The following is a 24,735-nucleotide window of genomic DNA, read 5'->3' on the forward strand; positions in this document are numbered from 1 at the left end:
GGAGCCGGGCCCACGTCCGTCTCAGGCCGTCGCGTTCCTCTGCCCCCGTCGATGGGCGATCTCGCCGAGGATCACGTCGGCGACGATGAAGCCGGCCAGCGGAATGCCGAGCAGCGGCACGAAGTAGCCGAGGACGGCGACGAGCACCACGCCGGGCACCAGGATCTGCGGCGGGACCTGCTGCCAGGCGCCGCGCGGGATCGGCCGGCCGAAGGCGGAGCCCCGGCCGCGCTGCCACCACATGCGGTAGCCCCACACGATCAGCAGGACCAGCGAGAGTGCGAGCAGCATCAGGGCGATCTGGTTGACCAGCCCGAACAGGACACCGGTGTGCAGGTCGATGCCCCAGCGGGTCAGCTTGGCGAGCAGCGGGTAGTCCGCGAACCGCAGCGTGTCGGTGACCTTGCCGGTGGCGGGGTCGACGGCGACCGAGTCCTGCTTCTCGGGCCAGCTGCGCTGCACCTGCCGTACGACATAGGCCGACGAGGCGTCGGCGGGCGGGACGATCTCGACGGGGTCGCCGAGACCTTCGGCGCGGGCGGCGGCCAGCACCTTGTCGAGGCCTACGCCGTGCTCGGCGTCCCCGGCCGAGGCGGACGCGCCGTGGCCCGCGTGGTCACCGCCCGCGGCCGAGGAGACCGAGGGCGTGGACTGGCCCAACGAGGTGCGCAGTTCGTCGATGTTGGCGCCGGCGTACGTCGACCAGGTCAGTCCGGTCGCCGACAGGAAGACGAAGCCGACCGCGGCCCAGACGCCGACGCTGCCGTGCAGCCCGAGGGTGCGGCGCCGCCCGCTGGTGCCGCGGACCTTGCGCAGGGCGCGGCGGCGGGAGAACCACAGCACGATGCCGCCGCCCGCGATCACCCACAGCCAACTGGCGGCGAACTCGCTGTAGAGGCGGCCGTTCTCGCCGAGGTGGAGGTCGCGGTGGAACTCGTCGATCCAGGTGCGCAGCGGCAGTGCGCCGGTCGAGCCGTACTGCTCCAGCGCGCCGCGGACCTTGCCGGTGTACGGGTCGACGAACACGGCCAGGGTGTGGTTCGGGTCGACTCCCTTCACGCCGGACAGCATCACCCGGGTCGTCGCGTCGGCCGCGGGCGAGGGCCGTATCGCCGAGACCGTGCCCTCGGGGTGGGCCTTGCGTGCGGCGTCCACCTGGTCGGAGATGGGCAGTTCGGCGTCACCGACGGCGACGGTCATCTCGTGCCGGTAGACGATCTTCTCGGCCTGGAAGGCGCCCGCGTACAGGAAGCCGGTGACGGCGGCGATGAACAGGAAGGGGGCGACGAACACACCGGCGTAGAAGTGCAGACGCAGCACGAGCGGGCGCAGCGGGGCCCATCTGCTGGGGGTCGGCGCCGGGGCGACCGGTTGCGCGGCCTCGTCCGTGGACGTCGGGGGGGCGATGGACATCGGCGGTTCTCCGAGGGCTGGGGACGGACGGTGGCGGTCCAGTAGTCGGAGAACGGGGGCGCCGAGTTCCCGGCACTTCCAGTGACCTGCGTCACACAAGAGGTTCTCGTGGCATCCTGGCGCGATGGCAACTCCGAGTCACCGCAAGCCCCTTGCCGAACTGGTCGAGGAACTCCTCACCACGGACGGCCCGCTCCCGATCGTCGCGGCCGGCGATCCGGTGCTGCGCCAGGGCATCGAGCCTTACGACGGCCACCTGGACGGCACTCTCCTGTCCCGTTTCGTCGAGGCCCTCCGCATCACGATGCACGCGGCGCCCGGCGTGGGGCTCGCCGCCCCTCAGGTCGGGGTCCCCCTGCGGATCGCGGTGATCGAGGACCCCGCGCCGGTCCCCGAGGAGATCCGGCTGGCACGTGGACGCGTCCCGCAGCCGTTCCGGGTCCTGGTCAATCCGTCGTACGAGCCGGCCGGCACCGGGCGGGTGGCGCTCTTCGAGGGGTGTCTGAGCGTGCCGGGGTGGCAGGCCGTGGTGGCGCGGCCCGCCGAGGTCCGACTCAGGTGCGAGGACGAGAACGGCCGCGCGGTCGACGAGGTGTTCCGCGGCTGGCCCGCGCGGATCGTCCAGCACGAGACGGACCACCTCGACGGCGTGCTCTACCTCGACCGCGCCGAGCCGCGCTCGCTGTCCTCGAACCAGGCGATGGCCGAGCGCTGGACGCAGCCGACGCCGGAGCAGGCGGCCGCGTCCCTCGGCTTCGAACTGCCTTAGGTGTACTGCTAGTTGTCCCGGTAGGCCTCGAGCAGCCGCAGCCACACCTCGCTGATCGTCGGGTACGACGGGACCGCGTGCCACAGCCTGCTGATCGGGACCTGGCCGGCGACCGCGATCGTCGCGGAGTGGATCAGTTCGCCGACGCCGGGGCCGACGAAGGTGACGCCGAGGAGGATCTCGCGTTCCAGGTCGACGACCATGCGGGCGCGGCCGCGGTAGCCGTCGCCGTAGAGACCGGCGCCCGACACCGAGGCGAGGTCGTAGTCGACCGCGCGGACCCGGTGGCCGGCCTGTTCGGCCTCCGCCAGGGAGAGGCCCACGGAGGCGGCCTCGGGGTCGGTGAAGACGACCTGGGGTACGGCGTCGTGGTCGGCGGTCGCGGCGTGCGCGCCCCACGGGTCCGCCTGGACCGAGGTGCCCGAGGCGCGGGCGGAGATGGCGGCACCGGCGATGCGGGCCTGGTACTTGCCCTGGTGGGTGAGGAGCGCGCGGTGGTTGACGTCGCCGACGGCGTAGAGCCAGTCGCTGCCGGTCACGCGGAGGCTGTCGTCGACCTCCAGCCAGCTGCCGGGCTTCTGGCCGATGGTGTCGAGGCCGATGTCGTCGGTGCGCGGGGCGCGTCCGGTGGCGAACAGGATCTCGTCGGCCTCGATGCGGTCGCCGGTGTCGGTGACGACCACGACCGTGCCGTTCTCGCGGGCGACCGACTCGACCGAGGTACCGGTGCGGACGCTCACGCCCGCCTCGGTGAGCGCCTCGGCGACGAGTTCCCCGGCGAACGGCTCCATGCGGTTGAGCAGGCCCTTCCCGCGTACCAGGAGCGTCACCCGTGAGCCCAGCGCCTGCCAGGCCGTGGCCATCTCGGTGGCGACCACTCCCCCGCCGACCACGACGAGCCGCCCCGGTGCCGACTTGGCACTGGTCGCCTCACGGCTGGTCCACGGCTTGACCTCGTCGAGGCCCGGCAGGTCGGGCAGCACGGCGCGGGTGCCGGTGCAGACGGCCACGGCGTGCCGGGCGGTCAGCACCTTCCGTACGCCGTCCGGGCCGGTGACGGTGACCGTGCGCTCTCCGGTGAGACGGCCGTGGCCGCGGTGGAGGTCGGCGCCGATGCTCTCCAGCCAGCCGATCTGGCCGTCGTCCTTCCAGTCCGAGGCCCAGTAGTCCCGGCGTGCGAGGACCGCGGCCGCGTCGAGGGGACCCTGCACCGAGGCGCTCAGACCGGGCAGGCGGCGCGCGTCCGCCTGGGCGATCACCGGCCGCAGCAGGGCCTTGCTGGGCATACAGGCCCAGTAGGAGCACTCTCCGCCGACCAGTTCGCTCTCCACGACCGCGGTGGACAGGCCGGCCGCGCGGGTGCGGTCGGCCACGTTCTCCCCCACGGGTCCGGCACCGAGCACCACTACGTCGTAGGTACTGGAGGCGATGTTTTCCGTTTCCGTCATGGGCCCAGTCTGGTGGGTGGTGTGCGCTCGGGCCAGCAGGGGTACGCGCGGCGCATGTCCACAGGTGCCGGCTGTGGAATACCGGGCCGACCGGCCGTGTTGTGCCGACGGCTTCGCTCCGAGACCAGGAAGAGGGATCACGTCATGAGCAGCACCGTGGAGCTCACCAAGGAGAACTTCGACCAGATGGTCACGGACAACGAGTTCGTCCTGATCGACTTCTGGGCTGCCTGGTGCGGTCCTTGCCGCCAGTTCGCGCCGGTCTACGAGAAGGCCGCCGAGGACAACCCCGACCTGGTCTTCGGCAAGGTGGACACCGAGGCGCAGCCGGAGCTGGCCCAGGCCTTCGGTATCCAGTCGATCCCGACGCTGATGATCGTCCGCGACCAGGTCGCGGTGTTCGCCCAGCCCGGGGCGCTGCCCGAGTCCGCCCTGACGGACGTCATCGGGCAGGCCCGCAAGCTGGACATGGACGAGGTTCGCAAGTCCGTGGCCGCGCAGCAGGCCCAGGCCGGGCAGAACGGCGAGTAACGCCCCGGATCAGAAGGGGTACGTCGCCACGTCCGCGCGTACCGTCGTCCAGCGCACGTCGGTGAAGGCCTCCACGTTGGCCTCGCCGCCGAACCGGGCGCCGGTGCCGGACGCGGCGATACCGCCGAAGGGCGCGACGGCCTCGTCGTTCACGGTCTGGTCGTTGATGTGCACGATGCCGGTCGGGATCCGCTCCGCCAGGTCGAGGCCGCGGGCCGCGTCCCCGGTGACGATGCCGAGCGAGAGGCCGTAGGGCCCCGCGGCGGCCAGCGCGGCCGCCTCGTCGACCGAGCTGAAGGACCGTACGGGCGCGACGGGTCCGAAGACCTCCTCGGCGTAGGCGGGTGTGCCGTCGTCGAGGCCCGCGAGGACCGTCGGACGGTAGAAGAGCCTGTCGTGCGTGCCGCCGGCGGCCAGCTTGGCGCCCTGCGCGGTGCTGGCCTCGACCAGGCCGTGCACCTTGGCGAGTTGGTTGTCGTCGATGATCGGCCCGAGGTGGACCTGTTCGCGGTTCGGGTCGCCGACGGCGAGCGAGTCGGCCTTGGCAGCCAGGCGCTCCACGTACTCCTCGTACAGCGACGCGTGGACCAGGTGGCGGCCCGTCGTCATGCAGATCTGGCCCTGGTGGAAGAAGGATCCCCAGGCCGCCGTGGAGATCACGGCCTCGATGTCGGCGTCCTCCAGGACGATCAGGGCGGAGTTGCCGCCGAGTTCCAGGTGGGCGCGCTTGAGGTGGCGTCCGGCCGCCTCGCCCACCGCTCGGCCCGCCGCGGTCGAGCCGGTGAAGGAGATGACGGGGATCCGCGGGTCGGCGACCAGGGCCTGGCCGACGTCCGGGCCGCCGGGCAGGACATGGAACAGTCCCTCGGGCAGCCCGGCCTCGGCGAAGACCGCGGCGAGCGAGAGGCCGCCGCAGACCGCGGTGCGCGGGTCGGGCTTGAGGATCACGGCGTTGCCGAGGGCGAGGGCCGGGGCGACCGAGCGGATCGAGAGGATCAGCGGAGCGTTGAAGGGCGAGATCACGCCCACCACACCGACCGGGATCCGGCGCGTGTAGGACAGCCGGGGCGCTTCGCTGGGCAGGACCTGGCCCGCGGGGCGGGAGGCGAGGGCGGCTGCCTCGTAGCACTCCTGGGCGGCCACGTGCAGTTCGAAGTCGGCCTTGCCGGGGATGGACCCGGACTCCCGGACGAGCCATCCGCGCAGTTCGTCGGCGTGTGCGGCGAACAGGTCACCGGCCTTGCGCAGCACCCCGGCACGGACGAAGTGCGGGAGCCTGGCCCACTCGGCCTGGGCGGCGCGGGCGGCCTCGGCGGAACGCTCCACGTCCTCGCCGGTGGCAAGCGCGACGGTGGCGAGCGTGTCGCCGGTGGCGGGTTCGGTGACCGCGTACTCGGGTCCCGAAAGGGGGTGGGGCTGCCAGCTCTTGGGGTCGAGCAACGACATGACGGCTCTCCGTTCGATCACCGGTGGGACTCACACCGGGAGCGGTAGTCCCGTGTAGTTCGCGGCCAGTTCGGCGGCCGCATGGCGGGATGCGGTGATGCGGCGCAGCCGTGCGAGCTGCATCCGGCTCTCGAAGGCATCCCCATTTGGTTGAGCGTGCAACATCCTAGTCATGTCATACGAGAACCGGGTGGCCTGCCACACCCGAGAAAGACACAACTCCGAATAATTGTCGATCAGTTGTGTCGATCCCCTGCGGTGCAGACCGATCAGGGCCCGGGCCAGGAGGGACACGTCCGACACGGCGAGGTTGAGGCCCTTCGCTCCGGTCGGCGGCACGATGTGCGCGGCGTCGCCGGCGAGCAGGAGACGGCCGTGGCGCATCGGTTCGTGGACGTAACTGCGCATGGGCGTAACGGACTTGGCGGTGATCGGACCTCTCGCGAGGGTCCAGTCGGCGTCGATCGCGAAGCGGGCGGCGAGCTCGTCCCAGATCCGCTCGTCGGCCCAGTCATCGGCGTCGGTGCCGTTGGGGACCTGGAGGTAGAGCCGGGACACGGCGGTCGAGCGCATGCTGTGCAGGGCGAAGCCGCGCTCCCCGCGGGCGTAGATCAACTCCTCGCAGGACGGGGCGACATCGGCCATGATCCCGAGCCAGGAGTACGGGTAGTCGCGCTCGTACGTCCGGCTCGTCGCCGTCGGGAACGCCCCGCGCGAGATGCCGTGGAAGCCGTCGCAGCCGGCGATCCAGTCGCAGGTCAGTACCTGTTCGCGGCCCTCGTGCCGGAACCGCACCACCGGGGTGTCGCTCTCCGGCTTCTCGACCGCCAGGGCCTGAGCCCCGAACAACAGCGGTGGCCCCTCGGCCAGGTGGAGCGCGACGAGGTCCTTCACGATCTCGGTCTGGGCATAGACGGTGACCGTGCGGCCGCCGGTGAGCACCGGGAAGTCGAGGTGGTGCCGCTCCCCGGCGAACCGCAGCTCGATGCCCTGGTGGACCAGTCCCTCCGCGTCCAGCCGAGCGGCGGCACCGGCCGCGCGCAGGGCGTCGACCGTGCCCTGCTCCAGCATCCCGGCGCGCTGGCGGTGCTCGACGTACTCCCGCGTCCTGCTCTCCAGGACCACGCAGTCGATGCCGGCCAGGTGCAGCAGGCGGGCGAGGAGCAGTCCGGCGGGGCCGCCGCCGATGATCCCGACCGTGGTGCGCATGGCAGACCCTTCCGCGTCAGCTGGAGTCGCGGTGCACGACCGTGGCCCCCAGCACCGTGTGCGTCTCGGTCGCGGCGCCCGGTTCGCGCACCGCGCGGTCGACCAGTTCGGCGAGGTCACGGCCGGACGGGAGCTCGAGGTGGACCGTGCTCAGCCGGGGCCGCAGCAGCCGGCCGAGGAGCAGGTCGTCGGCGCCGATCACCGCCGTGTCCTCCGGGATGCGCACACCCTCGTCCTGGAGGGCACGCATTAACAGCATCGCGTACTCGTCGTTGTAAGCGAACACGGCGTCGAGGTCGAGTTCCCGCCAGCGGGCGGCGAGGCCGGCCGCGGCCTGCTCCTCGTAGGCGAGGGACAGTTCGGTCAGGGTGGCGTCCGTGCCGTCCAGAGCCCTGCGCACCCCGGCCAGCCGGGGCAGCGAGAAGGCCTCCAGGCCGGCCTCGGCGGGCACCACGACCCCGATGCGGCGCCGGCCGCGGGCGTACAGGTGGGCGGCGGCGCTGTGGCCGACGCCCGCGTGGTCCATGAGCAGGGCGTGGGCCCCCTCGACCGCCTCGGGACCGAGGGTGACCACCGCGCGGGCACCGGAGCGCCGCAGCAGGGCCACGCCCTGCGGACCCAGTCCCGCACCGGGTACCAGGACGGCGACCGGGCGCAGCTCGGCCCAGGCACGGGCCGCCTCGTCGCCCTGGAGGCCGACGCTGCCGTACTGCACGACGGTGTAGTCCAGCCGACCCAGAGCCCACTGGAGATCACTGATGAACTGGCTGTAGAGCGGGCCGACCGGAATCGCCGGGGCGGGCATCAGGACCATCCGGCTGTGGCCGGCGCGCAGGCTGCGGGCGGCGGCGTGCGGGACGTACCCGAGTTCCTTCGCCGCCGCGTGGACACGGCGGCGCGTGGGCTCGCTGATCCGGACGGCGCTGGTGTTGTTGAGGACGTAGGAGACGGTCGCACGCGAGACGCCGGCCAGGCGGGCCACATCGGCGCTCGTGGGAACCGGGCGCGTGACGGAGGACGCGGACGTGTTCTGTATTTGCACCATGACGACCGTCATCTTTGCAGAAGCTGTGAAGGTGCTCACATGGGGGTTGCCGCTTTCGTTCAGCGCGGGGCGTCAGTGCCGGTCACCCGGGAGACGAGGTCGTTCCAGCCGGCCTCCAGACGCTCCAGCGGCATTCCGCACTGCCGGGTGAGGTGGTGGATGAGGGCCGGGTCGAGATACCCCATCAGCGTGTGGGCCAGGAGGTCACAGTCGGCGTCCGGGAGGATCTGCCGCAGCAGCACGGTGGTGTGCATGTGCAGCGCCCGGGTCGACGGGTGGGAATGGCGACGGGTGGGCTCCGCCTGCGCGGCCAGCTGCAGGTCCAGCTGTTCGGCGGAGCGGTACAGCACGGCCACGCCGAGCGCCCGCAGCCGGTCCACCGGAGGGGCGCCGGGACCCAGTGGCGGCGGGCCGCCGATGAAGTCCGCCTGGAGCGTGCGCTCGGAGTGGTCCAGCAGCGCCATGAGCAGTCCGGTGCGGTCGCCGAAGCGGCGGAAGACCGTGCCCTTGCCGACCCCGGCCGCCGTGGCCACCGCCTCCATGGTGACTCCCGCCACCCCGTGCTCAGCGATCAGCCGGGTAGCCGCCTCCAGCAGCCGGGCGCGGTTGCGGGCCGCGTCGGCGCGCAGGCAGGGTTCGTCGAGGGTGGAACCCACCTCCAGAAGCTGCGGCTGGTCGAAGGGCTCCTGAGGCGTCGGGAACGGGGGCAGGGTCGCGGACATGACGCCAGCGTAAAGCATCGGGAAGAAAACTGGACCTCGGTCCGGTTAGGGTGTTAGAACATAAACGGACCCCGGTCCGGAAGATTGCCGCAGTGTTTCAGCATCCCTGGAGATACGCATGTCTGTTCGCATTCTCGCGCTCGTCGGATCCCTCCGCGCCGGTTCGACCAACCGCCAGCTCGCCGAGGCGGCCGTCAAGCACGCCCCCGAGGGCGCGGAGGTCGTGCTCTTCGAGGGCCTCGGCGACATTCCCTTCTACAACGAGGACATCGACGTGGAGGGCAGCGTCCCCGCGGCCGCCGCCAAGCTGCGTGAGGCCGCGCAGGCCTCCGACGCGTTCCTGTTCTTCTCCCCCGAGTACAACGGCACCATCCCGGCCGTGCTGAAGAACGCCATCGACTGGCTGTCGCGCCCCTTCGGCGCCGGCGCCTTCGGCGGCAAGCCGGTCGCCGTGGTCGGTACCGCGTACGGCCAGTTCGGCGGCGTGTGGGCGCAGGACGAGACCCGCAAGTCGGTGGGCATCGCCGGTGGCAAGGTGCTCGAGGACGTCAAGCTGTCCATCCCGGGTTCGCTGGTACGCTTCGCCGAGACCCACCCGGCCGACGACGCCGAGGTCGCCGCGCAGCTGGCCGAGGTCGTCGCGCAGCTGCACAGCAACACGGGCGAGACCGCCGCGGCCTGACCTGCCGCGCGGCAGAGGGGCCGGAGTCCTTGCACTCCGGCCCCTTTGCCATGTCCGCCGGCCGCGGGACAGGCCCTAGTCCAGTTCCGCGAGCCGCTGTACGGCGGGTGCCGTGAAGCGTTCGATCCACTCGGCGGGGGCGCCGGTGCGCGGGGCGAGGATGACCGTGTCGATGCCGAGCTTGGTGTAGCCGGTGATGTCCCGGGTGAAGGCGTCCAGGTCGCCGGCGTCGGCCGCGTCGACCGTGTAGGTCATCGTCTTGCGGATCTCGCCGTAGTCCCGCCCCTCGGTGTCGCAGTGGCGGCGCAGCACGTCGAGCTTGTGTGTGACCTCCTCGGGCGAGGTGGCGAAGAGGTTGCAGGCGTCGCCGTAGCGGGCGACCAGGCGGAGCGTCTTCTTCTCGCCGCTGCCGCCGATCATGATCTCGGGGTGCGGGCTGCTGACCGGGGCCGGTACGCACAGGGTCTCGGCGAGCCGGTAGTGGGTGCCCTCGAAGGGGCCGTTCGCCGCCGGGTCCCACATCTGCAGACAGATCCGCAGGCTCTCCTCCAGCCGCTCGAAGCGCTCCGCGAGGGGCGGGAACGGCACGCCGAGCCCTTCGTGCTCCCGGTCGTACCAGGCGGCCCCGATGCCGAGGGCGGCCCGGCCGCCGGAGAGCACGTCGAGCGTGGTGGCGATCTTGGCGAGCAGGCCGGGATGGCGGTACGTCACTCCGGTCACCAGCGCGCCGAGCCGGACCGTCTCGGTGTGGGCCGCGAGGAAGCTCAGGGTCGCGTAGGCCTCCAGCATGGGGTCCTCGGCGCCGCCGTTGAACTCCATCTGGAAGTAGTGGTCCATCACCGACAGCCAGCTCACCCCGGCCGCCTCCGCCGCGGCACCCGCGGCGGCGAGCTCGGCACCGAGGGCGGGTGCGCCCGCCGGATGGTTGAACCGGTTGATGTGCACGCCCACACGCATGGCTTCTCCGTTCACGGGACCTTCGCCGACCCTGCCGACGCTAGAACTTGGAGTGCTCTCGAAGTCAAGGGCGGATTGCTCCGACGAGCCGCGCGGGGCTTGGATCCCCGTCACCTCACGGGTTCCGCCTCCGCCTGCTCCTGCTTCTTCGCGGCGCGCAGGCTCGTCAGGGTGGTGACCGCCAGGACGAGGACGATGAAGCCGAGGGAGAAGGGGATGCCGATCTCGGGGACGTGGACCCCCGACTCGTGCAGGGCGTGCAGCACCAGCTTGACGCCGATGAAGCCCAGGATGATCGACAGGCCGTAGCTGAGGTGGACCAGCTTCTTCAGCAGGCCGCCGATGAGGAAGTACAGCTGGCGCAGGCCCATCAGGGCGAAGGCGTTGGCGGTGAAGACGATGTACGGGTCCTGGGTGAGGCCGTAGATCGCGGGGATCGAGTCGAGCGCGAAGAGCACGTCGGTCGAGCCGATGGCGAGCATCACGACCAGCATCGGGGTCATGACCCGCTTGCCGTTCTCCACGATCCACAGCTTGGTGCCGTGATAGCGGTCCGCCACGCCGAAACGCTTCTCCACCATCTTCAGCAGCTTGTTCTCCTCGTACTCCTCGTCATGCGCGTCCTTGCGGGCGTCCTGGACGAGCTTCCAGGCGGTCCAGATCAGGAAGGCGCCGAAGAGGTAGAACACCCAGGAGAACGCGGAGATGATCGCCGCTCCGGCCGCGATGAACCCGGCGCGCAGCACGAGCGCCATCACCACGCCGACCATCAGCACCCGCTGCTGGTACTGCGAGGGCACTGCGAACTTCCCCATGATCAGGACGAACACGAAGAGGTTGTCGACACTCAGGGACTTCTCGGTGACGTATCCCGCGAAGAACTCGCCCGTGGGCTTACCCCCGCCGAAGAGGAACAGCCCGAGCCCGAAGAGGCAGGCCAGCACGACCCAGACGACGGTCCAGACGCCGGCCTCCTTGACCGACACGTCGTGGGGTCTGCGGCCGATGAAGAAGTCGGCGCCGACCAGGACGCACAGGGCGACGACGGTCAGCAGCCAGACGGTGAGCGAGACGTTCACTGGTTCTCCTGTGCATGGGGGGCACCGACAGCGTTGCCATCACCGGGGATCCCTTCCACCTACAAGAGGTGAACAACAGGTCACGCGATGGCAAGGAACCGCAGGTCACGCCGGAACACAACAGAAGATCAAGGACGTGATCTCGCCGAGTCTCGCCATGGACGAGATCGACGTCGTGCGTCGGGGGGCCGGGCATCGAGATGCCGGCCGACCAGGACCTGACCCTGGGCGGGTTCTTCGAGGTGGAGGACCGCCCGGTGCCGGGGCCGGAGGGTGCCCCCGAGGTCTCGCTGCCGAACTGCCCGCGGGGCGGGTCGGGGTGGGCCCCGCCGGGCGCGTGCTCGATCTGCCGCGGTCCTGGGCGGACGCCCGCACCGCGCTGCGGTCACCGCGGAGGGCACCGCTCAGGATCCTGGGCCGACGGTCGTCCACGCCGAGGAACTGGGCGGCATCGCGCTGCTGGCCGGCCTCGTCGCGCCGGACGCGGAGCCGCCGCCCGGCGTCCAGGTGCTGGAGGCGGCGGGGCGGGCACGCCCTGGCTGCTCGCCACATTTGCACGCCGTGGTCTCGACGGCCAGCCCGCGGGCGGGCTGCCGCCGAGATCAACGTCCACCACTCCACACGGCTGGTCCCTGCGCACACCTCAGGGGCGGCTGCGGCTGCAACTGGCACTCATGATGCGGCACTTGGCACGGCCAGAGCGGAAGTGCGGGAGTCAGCGGAACTCGTGCACGACTTCGATCCGGCCGACGATGTGCGCGTTGAAGTCGTCCAGTTCCTCCGCGGGGACCCACAGTTCGAGGATCGTGCGACCACCCGCCTGCTGGACGGGATAACGGCTCAGGAAGTCCGCCTCGACCTCGAAGCGGGTCACGAAGCCGGCGCCGTCGTGCTTGACGTTCCAGTCCCTGGCGATCCTGATCGCGTAGTCCTCGTTGAGGACCGGGTAGAAGATCGGCTGCCCGGGCAGCCTCGGTGGCCAGGCGCGCCAGTCGAGTTCCCGGACCAGGTCGAGTTCCTTGGGGCCGGTCGGGCGCCAGAGGGTCGTGGTGGAGGGCCGGGTGGTCATCGGAGTCGCTCTCTGCGGGTGTGGACGCGTACGGGGCAGGCGATAGTTGCGCGCGCACTATAGAAGCAGACGCTGAAAGTTTCAGCGATGCAATATCCTGGGCCCATCCGTATCGGACGTCCGTATCGGGACGGAGGAAGCAGGCCCCATGACCGCCACAGACCCCGCGCTGACCGCCCTCGCCCAGGGGTGGTGCGCGCTCTCCCTGCTGCACGGGCGGATCGAGGCGCACATCGAGAAGGCCCTGCAGTCCGCCCACGACCTCAGTGTGCGTGAGTACTCCCTGCTCGACGTCCTGGGCCGCCAGCACGACGGCGAGGGCGGACACCTGCAGATGAAGCAGGTCGCCGACGCCGTCGTCCTCAGTCAGAGCGCCACCACCCGCCTGGTCACCCGTCTGGAGGACCGCGGCCTGCTCGCCCGCTACCTCTGTCCCACCGACCGCCGGGGCATCTACACCGACGTCACCGACGCCGGCCGCACCCTCCTCGAACAAGCCCGCCCCACCAACGAGAAGGCCCTGCGCGAGGCCCTCGACCAGGCTGCCGCCAACCCCGAACTCGCTCCCCTGGTACGGGCTTTGGAGGCCCACGGCGTACCGGCCTGAGCCATCCCCAGCTCATCGGCCTGGCCCGACTGCGTCTCCCGGGAATTGTCGACGGCCGCCATGGGCAAGGTCTTCAAGGACCAGCGGTGAAGGAACGCGACACATTCCGCGCAGAGGAACGGAGACCAGCGTGACGGCGAGCCAGGCCACCACCCCCGACGAAGACATGTCACTCACTCGGATAGAGCGTCTCGACGAGGAGATCATCGCGCTGCTGGCGCGCCGTCGTGAGATGGCTCAGGAGCTCCCCGCCCCGGCCAGGGCCCGCGCCGTAGACCCCGGCTTCGTGGAGGCCGTACGGGAGATCACCGACCGTTACCGTCAGGAACTCGGCGGGGCCGGAGAACTCGTCGCGCGCGCGGTCATGGTGCTCTGCCACCCGGGCCGCGAGAACTGAGCGCCAGGCCGAAAGGGCCGTACATAGGGGCTCGGGCGACCTCGCCGGGACGTCGTGCCGTGACGAACGCACAGGTCGCGGGGGCCGGCCGTCGTTGACACCCTCTCGGATCGGGCCGTACAAAGGCCGCATGAGCGTGCCGCAGCTACCCCTGTCCGGGATCACGGTGGTCAGCCTGGAGCAGGCGGTGGCCGCACCCTACGCGACCCGCCAACTCGCCGATCTCGGCGCCCGGGTGATCAAGGTGGAGCGACCGGGCGAGGGTGACTTCGCCCGCCGCTACGACACGACCGTGCACGGCCACTCCAGCTACTTCGTCTGGCTCAACCGGTCCAAGGAGTCGCTCACCCTGGACCTGAAGGACCCGCGCGGCCTCGAGATCCTCAACCAACTCCTCGACGGCGCCGATGTGTTCGTCCAGAACCTCGCTCCGGGCGCGGCCGACCGGCTGGGCCTGGGCGTGGACGTTCTCGCCGAGCGCCGGCCGCGGCTGATCCCGTGCACGATCTCCGGGTACGGCACCGACGGGCCGTGGGCCGACCGCAAGTCGTACGACCTGCTGGTGCAGTGCCAGACGGGTCTGGTGTCGCTGACCGGGACCGCCGAGGAGACCGCACGGGTCGGGATCTCCGTCGCCGACATCGCGGCCGGGATGTACGCCTACAGCGGCATCCTGACCGCCCTGTACACCCGCGCCACCACCGGCAGGGCCCACCCCGTGGAGGTGTCCCTGTTCGAGGCACTGGCCGAGTGGATGGGCCAGCCGGCCAACTACACGCGCTACGGCGGCAGCCAGCCACCGCGTCTGGGCACCCAGCACGCCACGATCGCCCCGTACGGCGCCTTCACGGCCGCCGACGGCAACGACGTGCTCTTCTCCATCCAGAACGAACGCGAGTGGACGGTCCTGTGCGCCGATTTCCTGCGGCGGCCCGAGCTGGCCGAGGACCCGCGCTTCGCCACCGGCTCGGCCCGGGTCGCCCACCGCGAGGAGATCAACGCCGTGGTCGCCGAGCGGATCGCCCGCTCCGAGGCCGCGGAGGTCCTGAAGGACCTGGAGGGCATCGGCATCGCCTGCGCCGGGGTCAATGACGTCGCCGCGTTCCTCGACCATCCGGTCCTGGCCGCCCGCGGCCGCTGGCACGAGGTCGCCGTCCCCGGCGGGGCCACGGTGGAGGCGCTGTTGCCTCCGGCCGACCTGGCGGGACTGCCCGCCCGCATGGACCCGGTGCCGGGGGTGGGCGAGCACACCGAGGCGATCCTCACGCAGCTCGGCCGTACCGGCGAGGACATCGCGGCGCTGCGTGCGGACGGGGTCGTCTGACCCCCGCTTCACCCGGGTTCACCAGGGCAGCGGGCCCTTGGCGTCGAAGTAGCCGCCGCTCGGGCCGTCCGGGGCGACCTGCGCCATGCGGACGATGATCTCGGCGCCCTCCGCCACGGTCTGCGTGCCCGTGTTGCCGTTCAGGTCGGTCTTGGTGAAACCGGGCTCCACGGCGTTGATCCGCATGGCCGGGAACGCCTTCGCGTACTGCACGGTGAGCATGTTGAGCGCGGTCTTGGAGGTCGGGTAGGCGATGCCCGGGTAGAAGTGCGCGGGGTGGTCCGGGTCGGAGAGGTGGGTCAGCGAGCCCAGGCCGCTGCTGACGTTGACCACGACGGGGGCGGCCGAGCGCTGGAGCAGCGGCAGGAAGGCGTGCAGGACGCGGACGACGCCGAAGACGTTCGTCTCGAAGGTGGTGCGCATGTGGTCGGCGGTCACCGTCTCCGCGACCGGCACGCTGTTGTCCTCGGTGCGGGTCTCGATACCGGCGTTGTTGATCAGGACGTCCAGGCCTCCCGCGGTCTGAAGGGTCTTGGCCGCGGCCTCGACGGAGGCGTCGTCGGTGACGTCGAGCTGGACGAACCGTGCCCCGAGCGCGTCGGCGGCGCGCCGGCCGCGCTCGACGTCACGGGCGCCGACATAGACGGTGTGCCCCGCGGCGACGAGTCGGCGGGCGGTCTCGAAACCGAGACCCTTGTTCGCTCCGGTGATGAGTGTTGTCGTCATGCCGACCAGGTTGCTGGAGCGCGGCGGGGTCAGCCAGCAGACCCTTCTTCCTGGGACTGCCGGTACCAGGCACGTCGGCGGCCGGCGGTGTTCACTGAGGAGCATGGCGGCAACAGAACTGGGACAGGCGCTGCGGCGCTGGCGCGACCGGGTCGCCCCGGACGCGGCGGGGCTCTCCTCGGGGGGCCATCGGCGGGCGGCCGGGCTGCGGCGCGAGGAGCTGGCCCTGCTGGCCGGCATCTCGGTCGACTACGTCACGCGTCTCGAACAGGGGCGTGCGGCCAACCCGTCCGTGCAGGTGGTCGAGGCGTTGGCCCGGGCACTGCGGCTCTCGGCGGACGAGAGGACGTACCTCTTCGGTCTCGCGGGACTGGTACCGCCGGGCCCTGAGGTCGTGCCCGCTTTCATCACGCCCAGCGTGCAGCGCCTCCTCGACCGGCTGGTGGACACTCCCGTCGCGGTCTCCGACGCGGCCATGACGTTCCTGCTGGCCAATCCGATGTACGCGGCCCTGATGGGCGATCCGTCCGTCCTGCGCGGTTTCGAACGCAACGGCGTGTGGCGCAACTTCACCGGCATGCCGACCCGGGTACGGCACACCCCGGAGGAACGGCGTGACTTCGAGGCGGGCATGGTCGCCGAACTGCGCGCGGCCGCCGCCCGCTATCCCGCGGACCGTCAACTCATCACCCTCATCGCCGAGTTGCGTACGCGGAGCGAGAGGTTCGCCGGGTTGTGGGACGCGGGGGTGGTGGGCCGTCTCGCCGCCTCGCACAAGACGATCGAGCATCCGCAGGTCGGCACGCTCACGCTCGACTGCGACCTGCTCCGGGTGGAGGAGAACGACCTCCACATCCTCGTGTACTCGGCCGAGCCGGGCACCGAGGCCGCCGAGAAGCTGCGGCTGATCTCGGTGCTCGGCACGCAGAACCTGGTGGAGAGCGGCTAGCGGAGCTTCTGCTTCCCCGCCGGCCGCCCCCTGCCCTCAGTAGCCGTACCGGCTCTTCAGGTGGCGCCAGAAGTCGCGCAGCATCCACTTGTCGAAGTCGGTGATCCGGGTCGCGCTGCCCGCGTTCATCAGGAAGCAGCACTGGCCGGTCGGGGTCCAGTCGTAGAAGTCGTCGAGGCCGAAGGTGTGGCCGACCTCGTGGAGGTAGATGTGGATGTCCTCCTGGGCGAGGGCCCCGGTGAAGTACTCCTGGCCGACACGCTGGCCCCAGTCCCCGCCCGCGCCGCCCTGGAAGCCCTTGGTGAGCCAGAGCGACTGGTCGTAGTGGCGGACCGCGCCGCCGGGGCACTTCGTGTAGTTGCCGTCCTGGTGGAAGAAACGGCCGCAGTCGGGGGCGCACTGCGGAGCGCCGCCCTCGTCGAGGTTCCCGGCGTAGATGTCGACCGAGTTGTCGGTCCACTGCAGGGTCGAGCGGTTCTTCACCGCCCAGCCGACGATGTTGACGGGCACGGTGGTGTACGGCCAGGCGTTGGTGCCGGTGCCGTTGTCGAGCATGGCCGCCATCCACTTGCCGAACTGCTTCTTCAGCGCGGCGTGGACCTGGTCGCGGAGGGCGACGCTGACCGGGGCGTCGGACTCCCACCGGACGCAGTAGTTGACGCTCCCCTTGTTGGCCATGACCTGGTCCCAGCCGTAGTTGCGGAAGCCGTAGAGGTCGGAGTAGGTCGACTCGACGTGGTTCCACACCTCGCCCAGGGGCTGCACGAGACCTGCGGGCGGGTTCCAGTTGGCGGCCGCCTGTGCGGGGGGCGCCGTGACAGCGGGGGTGGCGAGTACCGCGAACAGGGCGGCGAGGACGGTGACGAGACGCGCGATGCGGGTGGGCATGGAGTGAACTCCCTTCGTGGGACGGGATTCACTGGGAGGGTCGCCGCCGGGCCGCCCCGGGTTGCCCCTGACCGCGGACGGAAAACACGGCTGGGATGTGAGCCACCCCACAATCGATACGCTCCCGTATCGATTGCTCGGGAGTTACGCTGATCCCCACGAGAACGAAACCGTTTCGTTCAGCAGCTTGTCCGCTGGACGAGAATGGAGCACGCCATGACCAGCGTCCTCATCGCCACCGGCCAGTCCCTTCAGCGGGTCGGCCTCCGCATGCTCCTCGACTCCCAGTCCGATCTGACCGTCGTCGGCGAGGCGGCGCGCGGGCCGGAGGCGGTCCGGCTGAGCGCGCTGCTCCGGCCGGACGTCGTCCTGCTGGACGGCCGCAGCACCGGCGCGGACACCGTCGAGACCGTCCGCCGTCTCGCCCACGCGCCGGACGGGCACGCCCCGCACGTCCTGCTGCTCACCACCGGCGACGACACCTACCCGTACGGCGCCCTGCGTGCCGGAGCGGCCGGACATCTTCCGGAGGACGCCACCGCGGACGAACTGGTCGCGGCCGTCCGGGTGGTGGCCGCCGGTGACGTCGTCGTCTCCCCAGGACTGACCCGCGCCCTCATCGACGCCGTCCGCAGCCGGAGCGCCGTCGAGGACTCCGTCCCGGGCAACCGGCTCGACACCCTCACCGGACGCGAACGCGATGTGCTCACCGCGGTGGCCTCCGGGGACTCCAACGCCGAGATCGCCGACCGGCTCTCCATCGCCCCGACCACCGTGAAGTCGCACGTCAGCAACATCCTCACCAAGATCGGCGCCCGCGGCCGGGTCCAGGCGGTGGTCTTCGCCTACGAGTCGGGCCTGGTCCGGCCCACGCAGCACGTACTGCACGCGTGAAGAGGCCCGCCTGACGGACCTCCCCAGTGGACAGGTCCGCGACGCCCACTCCGTGCCGCCGGTCCCGGAGGCCCGCTCATGCTGGGCCTGGTCCGAGGCGGCCGTCGTCGATCAGGCCGCCGTATAGCCGAGTTGGCGTCGCATGTAGGGCGTCATGAGGGTCTTCGCCTTGGCCAGGGTGCTGGTGCGGCTGCCGAGCACCGCCGTCTCACCGCCCGGCACGGGCAGCATGGTCACCCCGTCGGCCGGGCCGAAGGGCACGATCAGCGGGGTGCGGTGGAAAGGCCGGTAGAAGCGGGGCTCCTTGCGGTGCCGGCCCGAACTGTGCAGGTGGGCACGGATGTTCCAGGCGGCGAGGTCGGCCTGGGCGAGCGCCGCCGGGGTGATCTTGAGCTCGGTGGCGTCGTTGACGTCGCCCACCGCGAAGACGTCCAGCTGCCCCTCGGCCCGCAGTGACCGGTCGACCTTCACATGCCCGGAGGGGGTCAGCCAGTCGCCGTGTCCGCCCAGGCGCAGCCAGAGCGTGTTGGGAGTGGTGCCGGTCGCCCAGAAGGAGAGGTCCGCGGTGATGACCTCGCCGCGGGCGTCCCGGTAGGTACCGAAGTCGTTGCCCGGGGCCATGAAGGAGTCGAGCCGTACCTCCACGTCGTGCGCCTCCAGCCACTCGCGCGCCTTGCGTCCGGCCCGTTCGCTGCCCGTGCTGGCGAGCAGTGCGGGACCCGCGTGCGCGAGGGTGACCCGGGCGTCCGGCCGGGCCAGCCGGATCTCGGCGCTGAGTTCGACGCCGGAGGGCCCGCCGCCGACGACGAGGACGTGCTCGGCGAAGGCGATCTTCTGCTGGTGCTCGGCGAAGGACTTCATCGCCTCCTCGGTGGTGGTTCCTGCGAAGCGGGCCGGCTCCGGGTAGTCGGCGCCGGTGGCGATCACCACCACGTCGTAGGGCAGCCGCGTGCCGTTGGCCAGCACCACTTGCCGCTCGGCGGTGTCGATGCGGACCACCTTGCCCACGACGACCTGGCCGTGGCGCAGCAGCCGGTCGTAGGGGATGAAGGGGGTCGCGCTCCACTCCCTGCGAACTCCCGCCCGCAGGGAGGAAATACGGTGGAAGAAGACCTCCTTGCGGTCCACCAGCGTGACCCGGGCTGTCGTGTCCAGCCGTTTCGCCAGCCGGACGCCCGCATAGCCGCCGCCGATCACCACTACGTCGCCGTCACTCACGCCGGTCTCCTGTGCCGTGGGGGGAGGGAGTGCCATGACGGACGAGCCGCTCCCCCGGGCACTCGGATGCCGGTGAGCGTAACGCTTGAAACATAAAGTTACGGTGGGGTCCTGTGTGCTTTCCGTGAAGTTCTCGCCTGACCGGGCGTCAGCCGAGTTCGTAGTCGAGCCAGATCCGGTGGGTGCCGTCGGCGTCGACCGAGAGGCCCCCGGTGCCGGTGATACCCGCCAGCTCCCCGGTGCCGCTGGAGGGGACGATCGTGAAGAACTCCGCGGTGCGGTCGCTGCCGGAGGTCGTCGCCGAGTGCGCGAAGTTGAAGGCGCCGGACCGGTCGTGCACCGAGCCCTCGAAGGACTCCATGGCCACATAGGTGCCGACGCCGGACTCCTGGTCGTACGCGGCGGTGAACAGGGTCGCCGAGCGGCCGGCGATCTCGCCCTCGAAGTGCTTCTCCAGCGTCGCGACACCGACCGGGAGCCCGGTGGCCACGGCCGGCTCGGGCTTCAGCTCGGTCGGGACGAACGCCTTCACGCTGAATGTTCCGTCTGCTCTCATGGGCCGACGGTACCGGCCGGGTCCGACAATGCCCGGCCGGCCGCTCGCGGCTACTCCGGCGGGGTCGGCGTGTCGTGGGTGCGGTACATCGCCTGGACGTCCAGTTCCAGCTGGACCGTGGGGCCGACGACCGCGATGCCCCGGGCCAGCATGGACCGCCAGTTGAGGGTGTAGTCCTCGCGGTGCAGCTCCGCCGTCGCGAGGGCCGCGCAGCGCAGTTCCTCGCCGTAGCCACCGTTGACCGTGCCCAGGTAGGTCGTGTCGAGGGCGACCGAGCGGCTCACGCCGTGCATGGTCAGGGAACCCTGCAGGGTCCACTTGCTGCCGCCCCGGTAGGCGAAGCGGCTGCTGACGAAGTCGATGTGGGGGAAGCGTTCCACGTCGAGGAAGTCACCGGAGCGCAGGTGGTTGTCGCGAGTGGTGTTGCCCGTCGTGATGCTCGAGGCGTCGATGCGGACCTGGACCCGGGACTGGGACATGTCCTGCGCGACCTGGATGCCGCCCTCGAAACGCTCGAAGCGGCCGTGCACATGGGCCATGCCGACGTGCTTGGCGATGAAGCGGATCGCGGTGTGCGGCGGATCGAACAACCAGACGCCGGGCGCGGGCAGTTGGAGCGCCTGGGCCGGCTGGAGCCAGACCCGTTCGGTGGGCGTCACACCGTACGGCCCCACCTCGACCGTCTCGCGGTGCGGCTGGAGTCCCTCGGCCGCGGCCATCAGGCTGTAGCGGCCGGGCGGCAGTACGGCGACGAAGTAGCCGTAGGGATCGGTCGTGCCGCGCGCGGCGACCCGGTGCGTGTCCAGGGCGGTGACGGTGACGTCGGCGCCCGCCATGGGCGAGCCCATCGGGTCGACGACCTCACGGGCCACGGCGCCGGCGCCTTCGGGGAGGGGGACGGAGAGGCCCGCCGCCTCGGCAAGGGCAGCCTTGGACCGCCGACGCCGGAGGAGTGCGAGGGCCATGATGTTCACCTTTCTTCGGGGACTTGCTGTACTGCTGCGGGCCTCACGGCCGACGGCCCTCGTGGGCCGCCCGGAGCACCGCCCGCACACCGTCCGCCGTCACGGGACGGGGGTTGGCGTACGGCTGCCCCGCCACCTGTGCGGCCGCCTGAGCCAGGTCGGTCTCCTGGAGACCGAGTTCGGCGAGGGAACGCGGAGCGCCCAGGCGTCCGGCCAGGTCCCACAGGGCTCCTGGCGGGTCATCGGCGTCGAGTGCCCGGCCCAGCGCGATCAACGCATCGGGAGCGGCCGGAGCGTTGTACGCGAGCGCGTACGGCAGGACGACCGTGTGCGTCTCGGCGTGCGGCAGACCGAAGGTGCCGCCCAGGACGTGGCAGAGCTTGTGGTGCAGGCCCATCGTCGTGGCCCCGAGGCAGGTGCCGCACAGCCACGCGCCGTACAGGGCCCGGCCCCGTGCGTCCAGGTCCTGCGGATTCGCGGCGAGCGCGGGCAGCGCCTCGGCCATCGCCCGTACGCCGTCCTGGGCCATCAGGGCGATCAGCGGCGAGGTGTCCGGAGCGTAGAGCGCCTCCACCGCGTGCGCGAGGGCGTTGATGCCGCTGGTCACGGTCAGCGGCACCGGCAGGGAGAGGGTCAGCTCGGGGTCGTAGACGACACTGCGGGGCTGGACCCTCTGGTCGCGGCCGGTGCGCTTGGCCCCGCCCTCGGTCAGGCCCCAGACGGGGGTCATCTCGGAGCCCGAGTAGGTCGACGGCACGGCGATCAGCGGCAGTCCGGTGCTCAGGGCGATCGCCTTGCCGAGGCCGATGGACGAGCCGCCGCCGACCGCGACGACACCGTCGGCCCCGGCCGCCCGTGCCACCGCCACGGCTCGGTCGGCGTCCTCGACGGGTACGTGCATACGGGCCTCGGCGTGCAGCCCCGCGCAGGAGCTCCCGAGGGCGTCCGCCACGGCCCGCGCGACGGCCTCGCCCCGGCTGCCGCACACCACCAACAGCCGCCGCAGACCCAGCTGTTCGGCCTCCGCAGGGGTCGCGGTCACGGCCGCCCCGGGCCGGAAGACGACCCGCCCGGGCCGGCTCTCGTAGGTGAAGTCGCCCGGGAACGTCATGCGTTCGGCTCCAGTACGAGGTCGAAGCGGGCGTGCCGGAAGGGGTTCGGGATGCCGAACTCCGAGGCCAGGGACGGGTCGTCGGTCGTCGCGAAGTCCTGCACCAGACTCTGTTTCACGGCGAAGACGGCGTCGGAGTCGAGGTAGTCGCTGCCCGCGACGAAGATGTGGGTGGTGACGGGGGTATGGCCCTCGGCGGCGGCGATGAAGTGGATGTGCGCGGGCCGGTAGGGATGCCGGCCGGTCGCCCGGAGCAGGTCCCCGACCGGGCCGTCGGTGGGGATCGGGTACGGCGCCGGGACGCAGGTGCGGAACCAGAAGCGGCCCTCGGCGTCGGCGGTGAACAGTCCGCGTCCATTGCCCGCGGGCTGCACGTCGGGCTGCTGGACGTCGTAGAAGCCCCGGTCGTCGGCCTGCCAGACGTCGAGGACGGCGCCGGGCAGCGGGGTGCCGTCCGCCGACAGCACCCGGCCGCTGACCACGCACGGCTCGGCGCCGCCCACCAGGTCGATGTCGTCGCCGAGTTCCCGCACGGGCGACTCGGTCATGTGGAAGGGGCCGAGCACGGTGGACTCGGTGGCGCCCTGTACGCGGTCGCTGTTGAGTGTCTCGACCAGCATGGAGACGCCGAGGACGTCCGAGAGGAGGATGAACTCCTGGCGGGTGTCGGTGCACTTCTGCCCGGTCGCCGTCAGGAAGGCGATCGCTTTCTCCCACTCCTGCCGGGTGAGCCGGGTCTCGCGCACGAAGTCGTGCAGACGACCGATCAGACCGGCGAGCAGTTCGCGCAGGCGTGGATCGGTGGTCGCGTGGAGGCCGGCGAGGGCCTCCTCGGTGACGCTGCTTCCGATCGCGTCGGTGGTCATCCCGGCTCCTCGTTCTCGACGGCGTTCCGCTTCTGCCATGGTCGCGCGTTCTCAGGCGTGACCGAGGATCCGCCGCAGCGCGTCCGTGAGCAGCGCCTCGGCGTCCGGGGCCGCGGTCGCGTGCCGGAAGGCCACGAAGCCGTCGGGCCGTACGAGCAGGGCGCCGGCGTCGCAGATCTCGCTCAGACGTGCCCAGTCGCCGTACGGGTCCTCGTACTCCTGCCCGGGACCGACTACCACGGTGGCGATCTCCACGTCCTGTGCCTCGGCGGCCCGGACCCAGCCCTCGCCGCCGATGCCGGTCAGCAGGGTGAAGCGGCCCTTTCCGACGGTGTCGAGCGTGGAGAGGGTGCGGGAGCCGGAGGTGATCCAGGCGTGCGGGATGCGGGCGCCGGGACGGGAGGTGGGCTGGTGGTGGAGCTCGGGGTCGCGGGCGAAGGTCTCCGCGGGGGTGCCGTCGGGGACGATGGCATGCGAGGCGTAGCGCTGGTTGAGGTCGACGCCGTGCGCGTTGAACTCGTACACCTTGAAGGCGATGGCCTCGCGGAGCCGGGCCCGCTGCTTCGCGGCGGCCTCGGTGGTGTCCTTGCGGGCGGCGATGTTGGCCCACAGTTGTTCGGGGGTCTGCGGGGAGAGTCTGTCGAGGGCCTCGAAGATCGGGGCGGTCTCGCCGATGGACCGGTTGGCGCGGGTGACGACCTGCTTGCCGATCGGGGCGCGTTCGGCGGTGTAGGTGTCGAGGAGCTTCGGGGCGGCGGTGCCGTCGAGGACGAGCTTCAGCTTCCAGGCGAGGTTGTAGGAGTCCTGGATGGAGGTGTTCGAGCCGAGGCCGTTGGACGGTGGGTGCCGGTGGGTGGCGTCTCCTGCGCAGAACACCCGGCCGCGGGAGTAGGTCTCGGCGTACATCTCGTTGACGGTCCAGGCCGAGGACGACGTGATCGTCACGGGGATCTCGTCGTCACCGACCAGCCGGCGGACCACGGACTCGGCGTACTCCGTGGTCAGGTCGGGGGCGCCCGCCGTGACGTCGTACCCCCACACGATCATCCACTCGTTCCACGGCCGTACGCAGCGCACCAGGCCCGCGCCGATGCCGCCGACGGTGGCGCCCGGGGCGAGGACCCAGTAGAGGGTGGCGGGCCGGTGGGCGGTGTACTTGGTCAGGTCCGCCTCGAAGACGATGTTGATGCTGCCGGCCACGCCCATCCGGCCGCCCATCGGGAGCCCCACGTCCTCGGCGACCTTGGAGCGGCCGCCGTCCGCGCCGATCAGGTACTTGGCGCGGATCTCGTACGTGTCCCCGCGCAGCCGGTCCCGCACGGTGACCGTGACGCCGTCGGCGTCCTGGGTGTGCGAGAGGTACTCGGTCTCGAAGCGCAGGCCGGTGCCGCGGGCGACGGCCGCGTCGACGAGGACCGGCTCCATGAGGTGCTGCGGCAGGTCGCACATGCGGGTGGGTCCGGCGAGTTCGTGGGCGGCCTGGACGAGCGGATCGTTGCCCCACGAGCGCACCCGGCCGAGTTCCTCGCCGGCGAGGCTCGTGCAGAAGGTGGTGTTGCCCATCAGGTGCTGCGGGGTCGCCCGCGCGATGACGTCCTGCTCGACGCCCAGGTCGCGCAGCACCTCCATCGTGCGCTGGTTGGTGATGTGCGCGCGGGGGGTGTCGGCGAGGCTCGCGTAGCGGGTGACGACGATGTTCGGCACGCCGTAGGTGCTCAGGGCGAGCGCGGCCGAGGCTCCGGCCGGGCCGCTGCCTACGATCAGGACGTCGGTCTCGACGACGGTGGACACGGCACGCTCCTGGCGGGGGCTCACGGACTGCTGACAGTCTCGATCATGGCCCGGTGCGGCGATGTGCGGGTGT

Annotated in this window: 25 protein-coding genes and 1 pseudogene; 9 read left to right on the forward strand and 17 right to left on the reverse strand. The window is 71.2% G+C overall.

Annotation, left to right across the window (positions count from 1 at the left end):
• Positions 1–21 precede the first annotated feature (21 nt).
• Positions 22–1,413 carry a PepSY-associated TM helix domain-containing protein gene (locus ACGFWE_RS03255; RefSeq protein WP_393597472.1) on the reverse strand — a complete coding sequence of 464 codons (1,392 nt, stop codon included), beginning with the start codon at positions 1,411–1,413 and terminating at the stop codon, positions 22–24.
• 124 nt (positions 1,414–1,537) lie between these two features.
• Here ACGFWE_RS03255 and ACGFWE_RS03260 point away from each other — a divergent pair, with 124 nt between their 5' ends.
• Positions 1,538–2,182 (forward strand): peptide deformylase, encoded by a 645-nt coding sequence (locus tag ACGFWE_RS03260; protein ID WP_393597474.1) that lies wholly within the window; start codon positions 1,538–1,540, stop codon positions 2,180–2,182.
• Positions 2,183–2,190: 8 nt separating this feature from the next.
• Here the strand turns inward: ACGFWE_RS03260 and ACGFWE_RS03265 are convergent, their stop codons facing one another.
• The gene (locus ACGFWE_RS03265) at positions 2,191–3,630 is read right to left on the reverse strand and encodes a dihydrolipoyl dehydrogenase family protein (protein WP_393597476.1); all 1,440 of its coding nucleotides are present in this window, start codon (positions 3,628–3,630) and stop codon (positions 2,191–2,193) included.
• Positions 3,631–3,774: 144 nt separating this feature from the next.
• On the opposite strand from ACGFWE_RS03265, the gene trxA reads away from it, so the two are divergent.
• Positions 3,775–4,161: a thioredoxin gene (trxA, locus tag ACGFWE_RS03270; protein WP_352384686.1), complete on the forward strand. Its 387-nt coding sequence runs from the start codon at positions 3,775–3,777 to the stop codon at positions 4,159–4,161.
• 9 nt (positions 4,162–4,170) lie between these two features.
• On the opposite strand, the gene ACGFWE_RS03275 is transcribed toward trxA, so the two are convergent.
• Genes ACGFWE_RS03275 through ACGFWE_RS03290 form a run of 4 tightly spaced genes read right to left on the reverse strand, consistent with a single transcriptional unit; the run spans position 4,171 to position 8,601 of the window.
• Positions 4,171–5,607: a benzaldehyde dehydrogenase gene (locus ACGFWE_RS03275; RefSeq protein ID WP_393597478.1), complete on the reverse strand. Its 1,437-nt coding sequence runs from the start codon at positions 5,605–5,607 to the stop codon at positions 4,171–4,173.
• A gap of 30 nt (positions 5,608–5,637) precedes the next feature.
• Positions 5,638–6,816, reverse strand: a complete 1,179-nt coding sequence (locus ACGFWE_RS03280; RefSeq protein WP_393597479.1) for a 4-hydroxybenzoate 3-monooxygenase — start codon at positions 6,814–6,816, stop codon at positions 5,638–5,640.
• Between the two features lie 16 nt (positions 6,817–6,832).
• Entirely contained in the window at positions 6,833–7,861 is a 1,029-nt protein-coding gene (locus ACGFWE_RS03285; RefSeq protein ID WP_393597481.1) for a LacI family DNA-binding transcriptional regulator, read from the reverse strand.
• 59 nt (positions 7,862–7,920) lie between these two features.
• On the reverse strand, positions 7,921–8,601 hold the full coding sequence (locus ACGFWE_RS03290; protein ID WP_393597483.1) for a TetR/AcrR family transcriptional regulator: 681 nt from the start codon (positions 8,599–8,601) through the stop codon (positions 7,921–7,923).
• 100 nt (positions 8,602–8,701) lie between these two features.
• Here ACGFWE_RS03290 and ACGFWE_RS03295 point away from each other — a divergent pair, with 100 nt between their 5' ends.
• Positions 8,702–9,265, forward strand: coding sequence for an NAD(P)H-dependent oxidoreductase (locus ACGFWE_RS03295; protein WP_393597485.1), 564 nt, complete (start codon positions 8,702–8,704; stop codon positions 9,263–9,265).
• Between the two features lie 75 nt (positions 9,266–9,340).
• Here the strand turns inward: ACGFWE_RS03295 and ACGFWE_RS03300 are convergent, their stop codons facing one another.
• The gene (locus ACGFWE_RS03300) at positions 9,341–10,222 is read right to left on the reverse strand and encodes an LLM class F420-dependent oxidoreductase (protein WP_393597487.1); all 882 of its coding nucleotides are present in this window, start codon (positions 10,220–10,222) and stop codon (positions 9,341–9,343) included.
• Between the two features lie 110 nt (positions 10,223–10,332).
• Positions 10,333–11,301 (reverse strand): TerC family protein, encoded by a 969-nt coding sequence (locus tag ACGFWE_RS03305; RefSeq protein WP_352384672.1) that lies wholly within the window; start codon positions 11,299–11,301, stop codon positions 10,333–10,335.
• A 178-nt stretch (positions 11,302–11,479) separates the two neighbouring features.
• Here ACGFWE_RS03305 and ACGFWE_RS03310 point away from each other — a divergent pair.
• Positions 11,480–11,999: pseudogene (locus ACGFWE_RS03310) on the forward strand (PucR family transcriptional regulator); the annotation flags it as partial.
• Positions 12,000–12,016: 17 nt separating this feature from the next.
• On the opposite strand, the gene ACGFWE_RS03315 reads toward ACGFWE_RS03310, so the two are convergent.
• Entirely contained in the window at positions 12,017–12,370 is a 354-nt protein-coding gene (locus ACGFWE_RS03315) for a hypothetical protein (protein ID WP_393597489.1), read from the reverse strand.
• Positions 12,371–12,518: 148 nt separating this feature from the next.
• Here ACGFWE_RS03315 and ACGFWE_RS03320 point away from each other — a divergent pair, with 148 nt between their 5' ends.
• The 3 genes from ACGFWE_RS03320 to ACGFWE_RS03330 all read left to right on the forward strand — a co-directional run bounded on the left by ACGFWE_RS03320 (position 12,519) and on the right by ACGFWE_RS03330 (position 14,698).
• A complete protein-coding gene (locus ACGFWE_RS03320) occupies positions 12,519–12,977 on the forward strand; it encodes a MarR family transcriptional regulator (protein ID WP_352384669.1) in 459 nt (152 codons plus the stop codon).
• A 130-nt stretch (positions 12,978–13,107) separates the two neighbouring features.
• The gene (locus ACGFWE_RS03325) at positions 13,108–13,374 is read left to right on the forward strand and encodes a hypothetical protein (protein WP_352384667.1); all 267 of its coding nucleotides are present in this window, start codon (positions 13,108–13,110) and stop codon (positions 13,372–13,374) included.
• Positions 13,375–13,504: 130 nt separating this feature from the next.
• The gene (locus ACGFWE_RS03330; RefSeq protein ID WP_352384665.1) at positions 13,505–14,698 is read left to right on the forward strand and encodes a CaiB/BaiF CoA-transferase family protein; all 1,194 of its coding nucleotides are present in this window, start codon (positions 13,505–13,507) and stop codon (positions 14,696–14,698) included.
• A gap of 18 nt (positions 14,699–14,716) precedes the next feature.
• Here ACGFWE_RS03330 and ACGFWE_RS03335 read toward each other — a convergent pair whose 3' ends face one another.
• Positions 14,717–15,424, reverse strand: a complete 708-nt coding sequence (locus ACGFWE_RS03335) for an SDR family oxidoreductase (protein WP_393597492.1) — start codon at positions 15,422–15,424, stop codon at positions 14,717–14,719.
• 103 nt (positions 15,425–15,527) lie between these two features.
• On the opposite strand from ACGFWE_RS03335, the gene ACGFWE_RS03340 reads away from it, so the two are divergent.
• The gene (locus tag ACGFWE_RS03340; RefSeq protein ID WP_393597494.1) at positions 15,528–16,373 is read left to right on the forward strand and encodes a helix-turn-helix domain-containing protein; all 846 of its coding nucleotides are present in this window, start codon (positions 15,528–15,530) and stop codon (positions 16,371–16,373) included.
• A 36-nt stretch (positions 16,374–16,409) separates the two neighbouring features.
• Here the strand turns inward: ACGFWE_RS03340 and ACGFWE_RS03345 are convergent, their stop codons facing one another.
• Complete coding sequence (locus ACGFWE_RS03345; protein ID WP_393597496.1) at positions 16,410–17,261, reverse strand: hypothetical protein; 852 nt, start codon at positions 17,259–17,261, stop codon at positions 16,410–16,412.
• A 216-nt stretch (positions 17,262–17,477) separates the two neighbouring features.
• Here ACGFWE_RS03345 and ACGFWE_RS03350 point away from each other — a divergent pair, with 216 nt between their 5' ends.
• A complete protein-coding gene (locus ACGFWE_RS03350) occupies positions 17,478–18,155 on the forward strand; it encodes a LuxR C-terminal-related transcriptional regulator (protein ID WP_393597498.1) in 678 nt (225 codons plus the stop codon).
• 111 nt (positions 18,156–18,266) lie between these two features.
• On the opposite strand, the gene ACGFWE_RS03355 is transcribed toward ACGFWE_RS03350, so the two are convergent.
• The 6 genes from ACGFWE_RS03355 to ACGFWE_RS03380 all read right to left on the reverse strand — a co-directional run bounded on the left by ACGFWE_RS03355 (position 18,267) and on the right by ACGFWE_RS03380 (position 24,662).
• Positions 18,267–19,373 (reverse strand): NAD(P)/FAD-dependent oxidoreductase, encoded by a 1,107-nt coding sequence (locus tag ACGFWE_RS03355; protein ID WP_393597500.1) that lies wholly within the window; start codon positions 19,371–19,373, stop codon positions 18,267–18,269.
• Positions 19,374–19,521: 148 nt separating this feature from the next.
• The gene (locus ACGFWE_RS03360) at positions 19,522–19,929 is read right to left on the reverse strand and encodes a DUF3224 domain-containing protein (protein WP_393597502.1); all 408 of its coding nucleotides are present in this window, start codon (positions 19,927–19,929) and stop codon (positions 19,522–19,524) included.
• Between the two features lie 50 nt (positions 19,930–19,979).
• Positions 19,980–20,894 (reverse strand): YceI family protein, encoded by a 915-nt coding sequence (locus ACGFWE_RS03365; RefSeq protein ID WP_393597504.1) that lies wholly within the window; start codon positions 20,892–20,894, stop codon positions 19,980–19,982.
• A 43-nt stretch (positions 20,895–20,937) separates the two neighbouring features.
• Entirely contained in the window at positions 20,938–22,005 is a 1,068-nt protein-coding gene (locus ACGFWE_RS03370; protein WP_393597506.1) for a maleylacetate reductase, read from the reverse strand.
• Positions 22,002–22,871, reverse strand: coding sequence for an intradiol ring-cleavage dioxygenase (locus ACGFWE_RS03375; protein WP_352384650.1), 870 nt, complete (start codon positions 22,869–22,871; stop codon positions 22,002–22,004). Before ACGFWE_RS03375 ends, ACGFWE_RS03370 begins: the two co-directional genes overlap by 4 nt.
• A 51-nt stretch (positions 22,872–22,922) precedes the next feature.
• A complete protein-coding gene (locus ACGFWE_RS03380; RefSeq protein ID WP_393597508.1) occupies positions 22,923–24,662 on the reverse strand; it encodes an FAD-dependent oxidoreductase in 1,740 nt (579 codons plus the stop codon).
• Positions 24,663–24,735 lie beyond the last annotated feature (73 nt).

Source organism: Streptomyces sp. NPDC048523, assembly GCF_043199815.1.
Taxonomy (GTDB): domain Bacteria; phylum Actinomycetota; class Actinomycetes; order Streptomycetales; family Streptomycetaceae; genus Streptomyces.

Excerpts from the sequence above, each read along its gene's own strand:
- ACGFWE_RS03255 (WP_393597472.1), bottom strand. The coding sequence starts at position 1,413 with ATGTCCATCGCCCCCCCGACGTCCACGGACGAGGCCGCGCAACCGGTC.
- ACGFWE_RS03260 (WP_393597474.1), top strand. The coding sequence starts at position 1,538 with ATGGCAACTCCGAGTCACCGCAAGCCCCTTGCCGAACTGGTCGAGGAA.
- ACGFWE_RS03265 (WP_393597476.1), bottom strand. The coding sequence starts at position 3,630 with ATGACGGAAACGGAAAACATCGCCTCCAGTACCTACGACGTAGTGGTG.
- trxA (WP_352384686.1), top strand. The coding sequence starts at position 3,775 with ATGAGCAGCACCGTGGAGCTCACCAAGGAGAACTTCGACCAGATGGTC.
- ACGFWE_RS03275 (WP_393597478.1), bottom strand. The coding sequence starts at position 5,607 with ATGTCGTTGCTCGACCCCAAGAGCTGGCAGCCCCACCCCCTTTCGGGA.
- ACGFWE_RS03280 (WP_393597479.1), bottom strand. The coding sequence starts at position 6,816 with ATGCGCACCACGGTCGGGATCATCGGCGGCGGCCCCGCCGGACTGCTC.
- ACGFWE_RS03285 (WP_393597481.1), bottom strand. The coding sequence starts at position 7,861 with ATGGTGCAAATACAGAACACGTCCGCGTCCTCCGTCACGCGCCCGGTT.
- ACGFWE_RS03290 (WP_393597483.1), bottom strand. The coding sequence starts at position 8,601 with ATGCTTTACGCTGGCGTCATGTCCGCGACCCTGCCCCCGTTCCCGACG.
- ACGFWE_RS03295 (WP_393597485.1), top strand. The coding sequence starts at position 8,702 with ATGTCTGTTCGCATTCTCGCGCTCGTCGGATCCCTCCGCGCCGGTTCG.
- ACGFWE_RS03300 (WP_393597487.1), bottom strand. The coding sequence starts at position 10,222 with ATGCGTGTGGGCGTGCACATCAACCGGTTCAACCATCCGGCGGGCGCA.
- ACGFWE_RS03315 (WP_393597489.1), bottom strand. The coding sequence starts at position 12,370 with ATGACCACCCGGCCCTCCACCACGACCCTCTGGCGCCCGACCGGCCCC.
- ACGFWE_RS03320 (WP_352384669.1), top strand. The coding sequence starts at position 12,519 with ATGACCGCCACAGACCCCGCGCTGACCGCCCTCGCCCAGGGGTGGTGC.
- ACGFWE_RS03330 (WP_352384665.1), top strand. The coding sequence starts at position 13,505 with ATGAGCGTGCCGCAGCTACCCCTGTCCGGGATCACGGTGGTCAGCCTG.
- ACGFWE_RS03335 (WP_393597492.1), bottom strand. The coding sequence starts at position 15,424 with ATGACGACAACACTCATCACCGGAGCGAACAAGGGTCTCGGTTTCGAG.
- ACGFWE_RS03340 (WP_393597494.1), top strand. The coding sequence starts at position 15,528 with ATGGCGGCAACAGAACTGGGACAGGCGCTGCGGCGCTGGCGCGACCGG.
- ACGFWE_RS03345 (WP_393597496.1), bottom strand. The coding sequence starts at position 17,261 with ATGCCCACCCGCATCGCGCGTCTCGTCACCGTCCTCGCCGCCCTGTTC.
- ACGFWE_RS03350 (WP_393597498.1), top strand. The coding sequence starts at position 17,478 with ATGACCAGCGTCCTCATCGCCACCGGCCAGTCCCTTCAGCGGGTCGGC.
- ACGFWE_RS03360 (WP_393597502.1), bottom strand. The coding sequence starts at position 19,929 with ATGAGAGCAGACGGAACATTCAGCGTGAAGGCGTTCGTCCCGACCGAG.
- ACGFWE_RS03365 (WP_393597504.1), bottom strand. The coding sequence starts at position 20,894 with ATGGCCCTCGCACTCCTCCGGCGTCGGCGGTCCAAGGCTGCCCTTGCC.
- ACGFWE_RS03370 (WP_393597506.1), bottom strand. The coding sequence starts at position 22,005 with ATGACGTTCCCGGGCGACTTCACCTACGAGAGCCGGCCCGGGCGGGTC.
- ACGFWE_RS03375 (WP_352384650.1), bottom strand. The coding sequence starts at position 22,871 with ATGACCACCGACGCGATCGGAAGCAGCGTCACCGAGGAGGCCCTCGCC.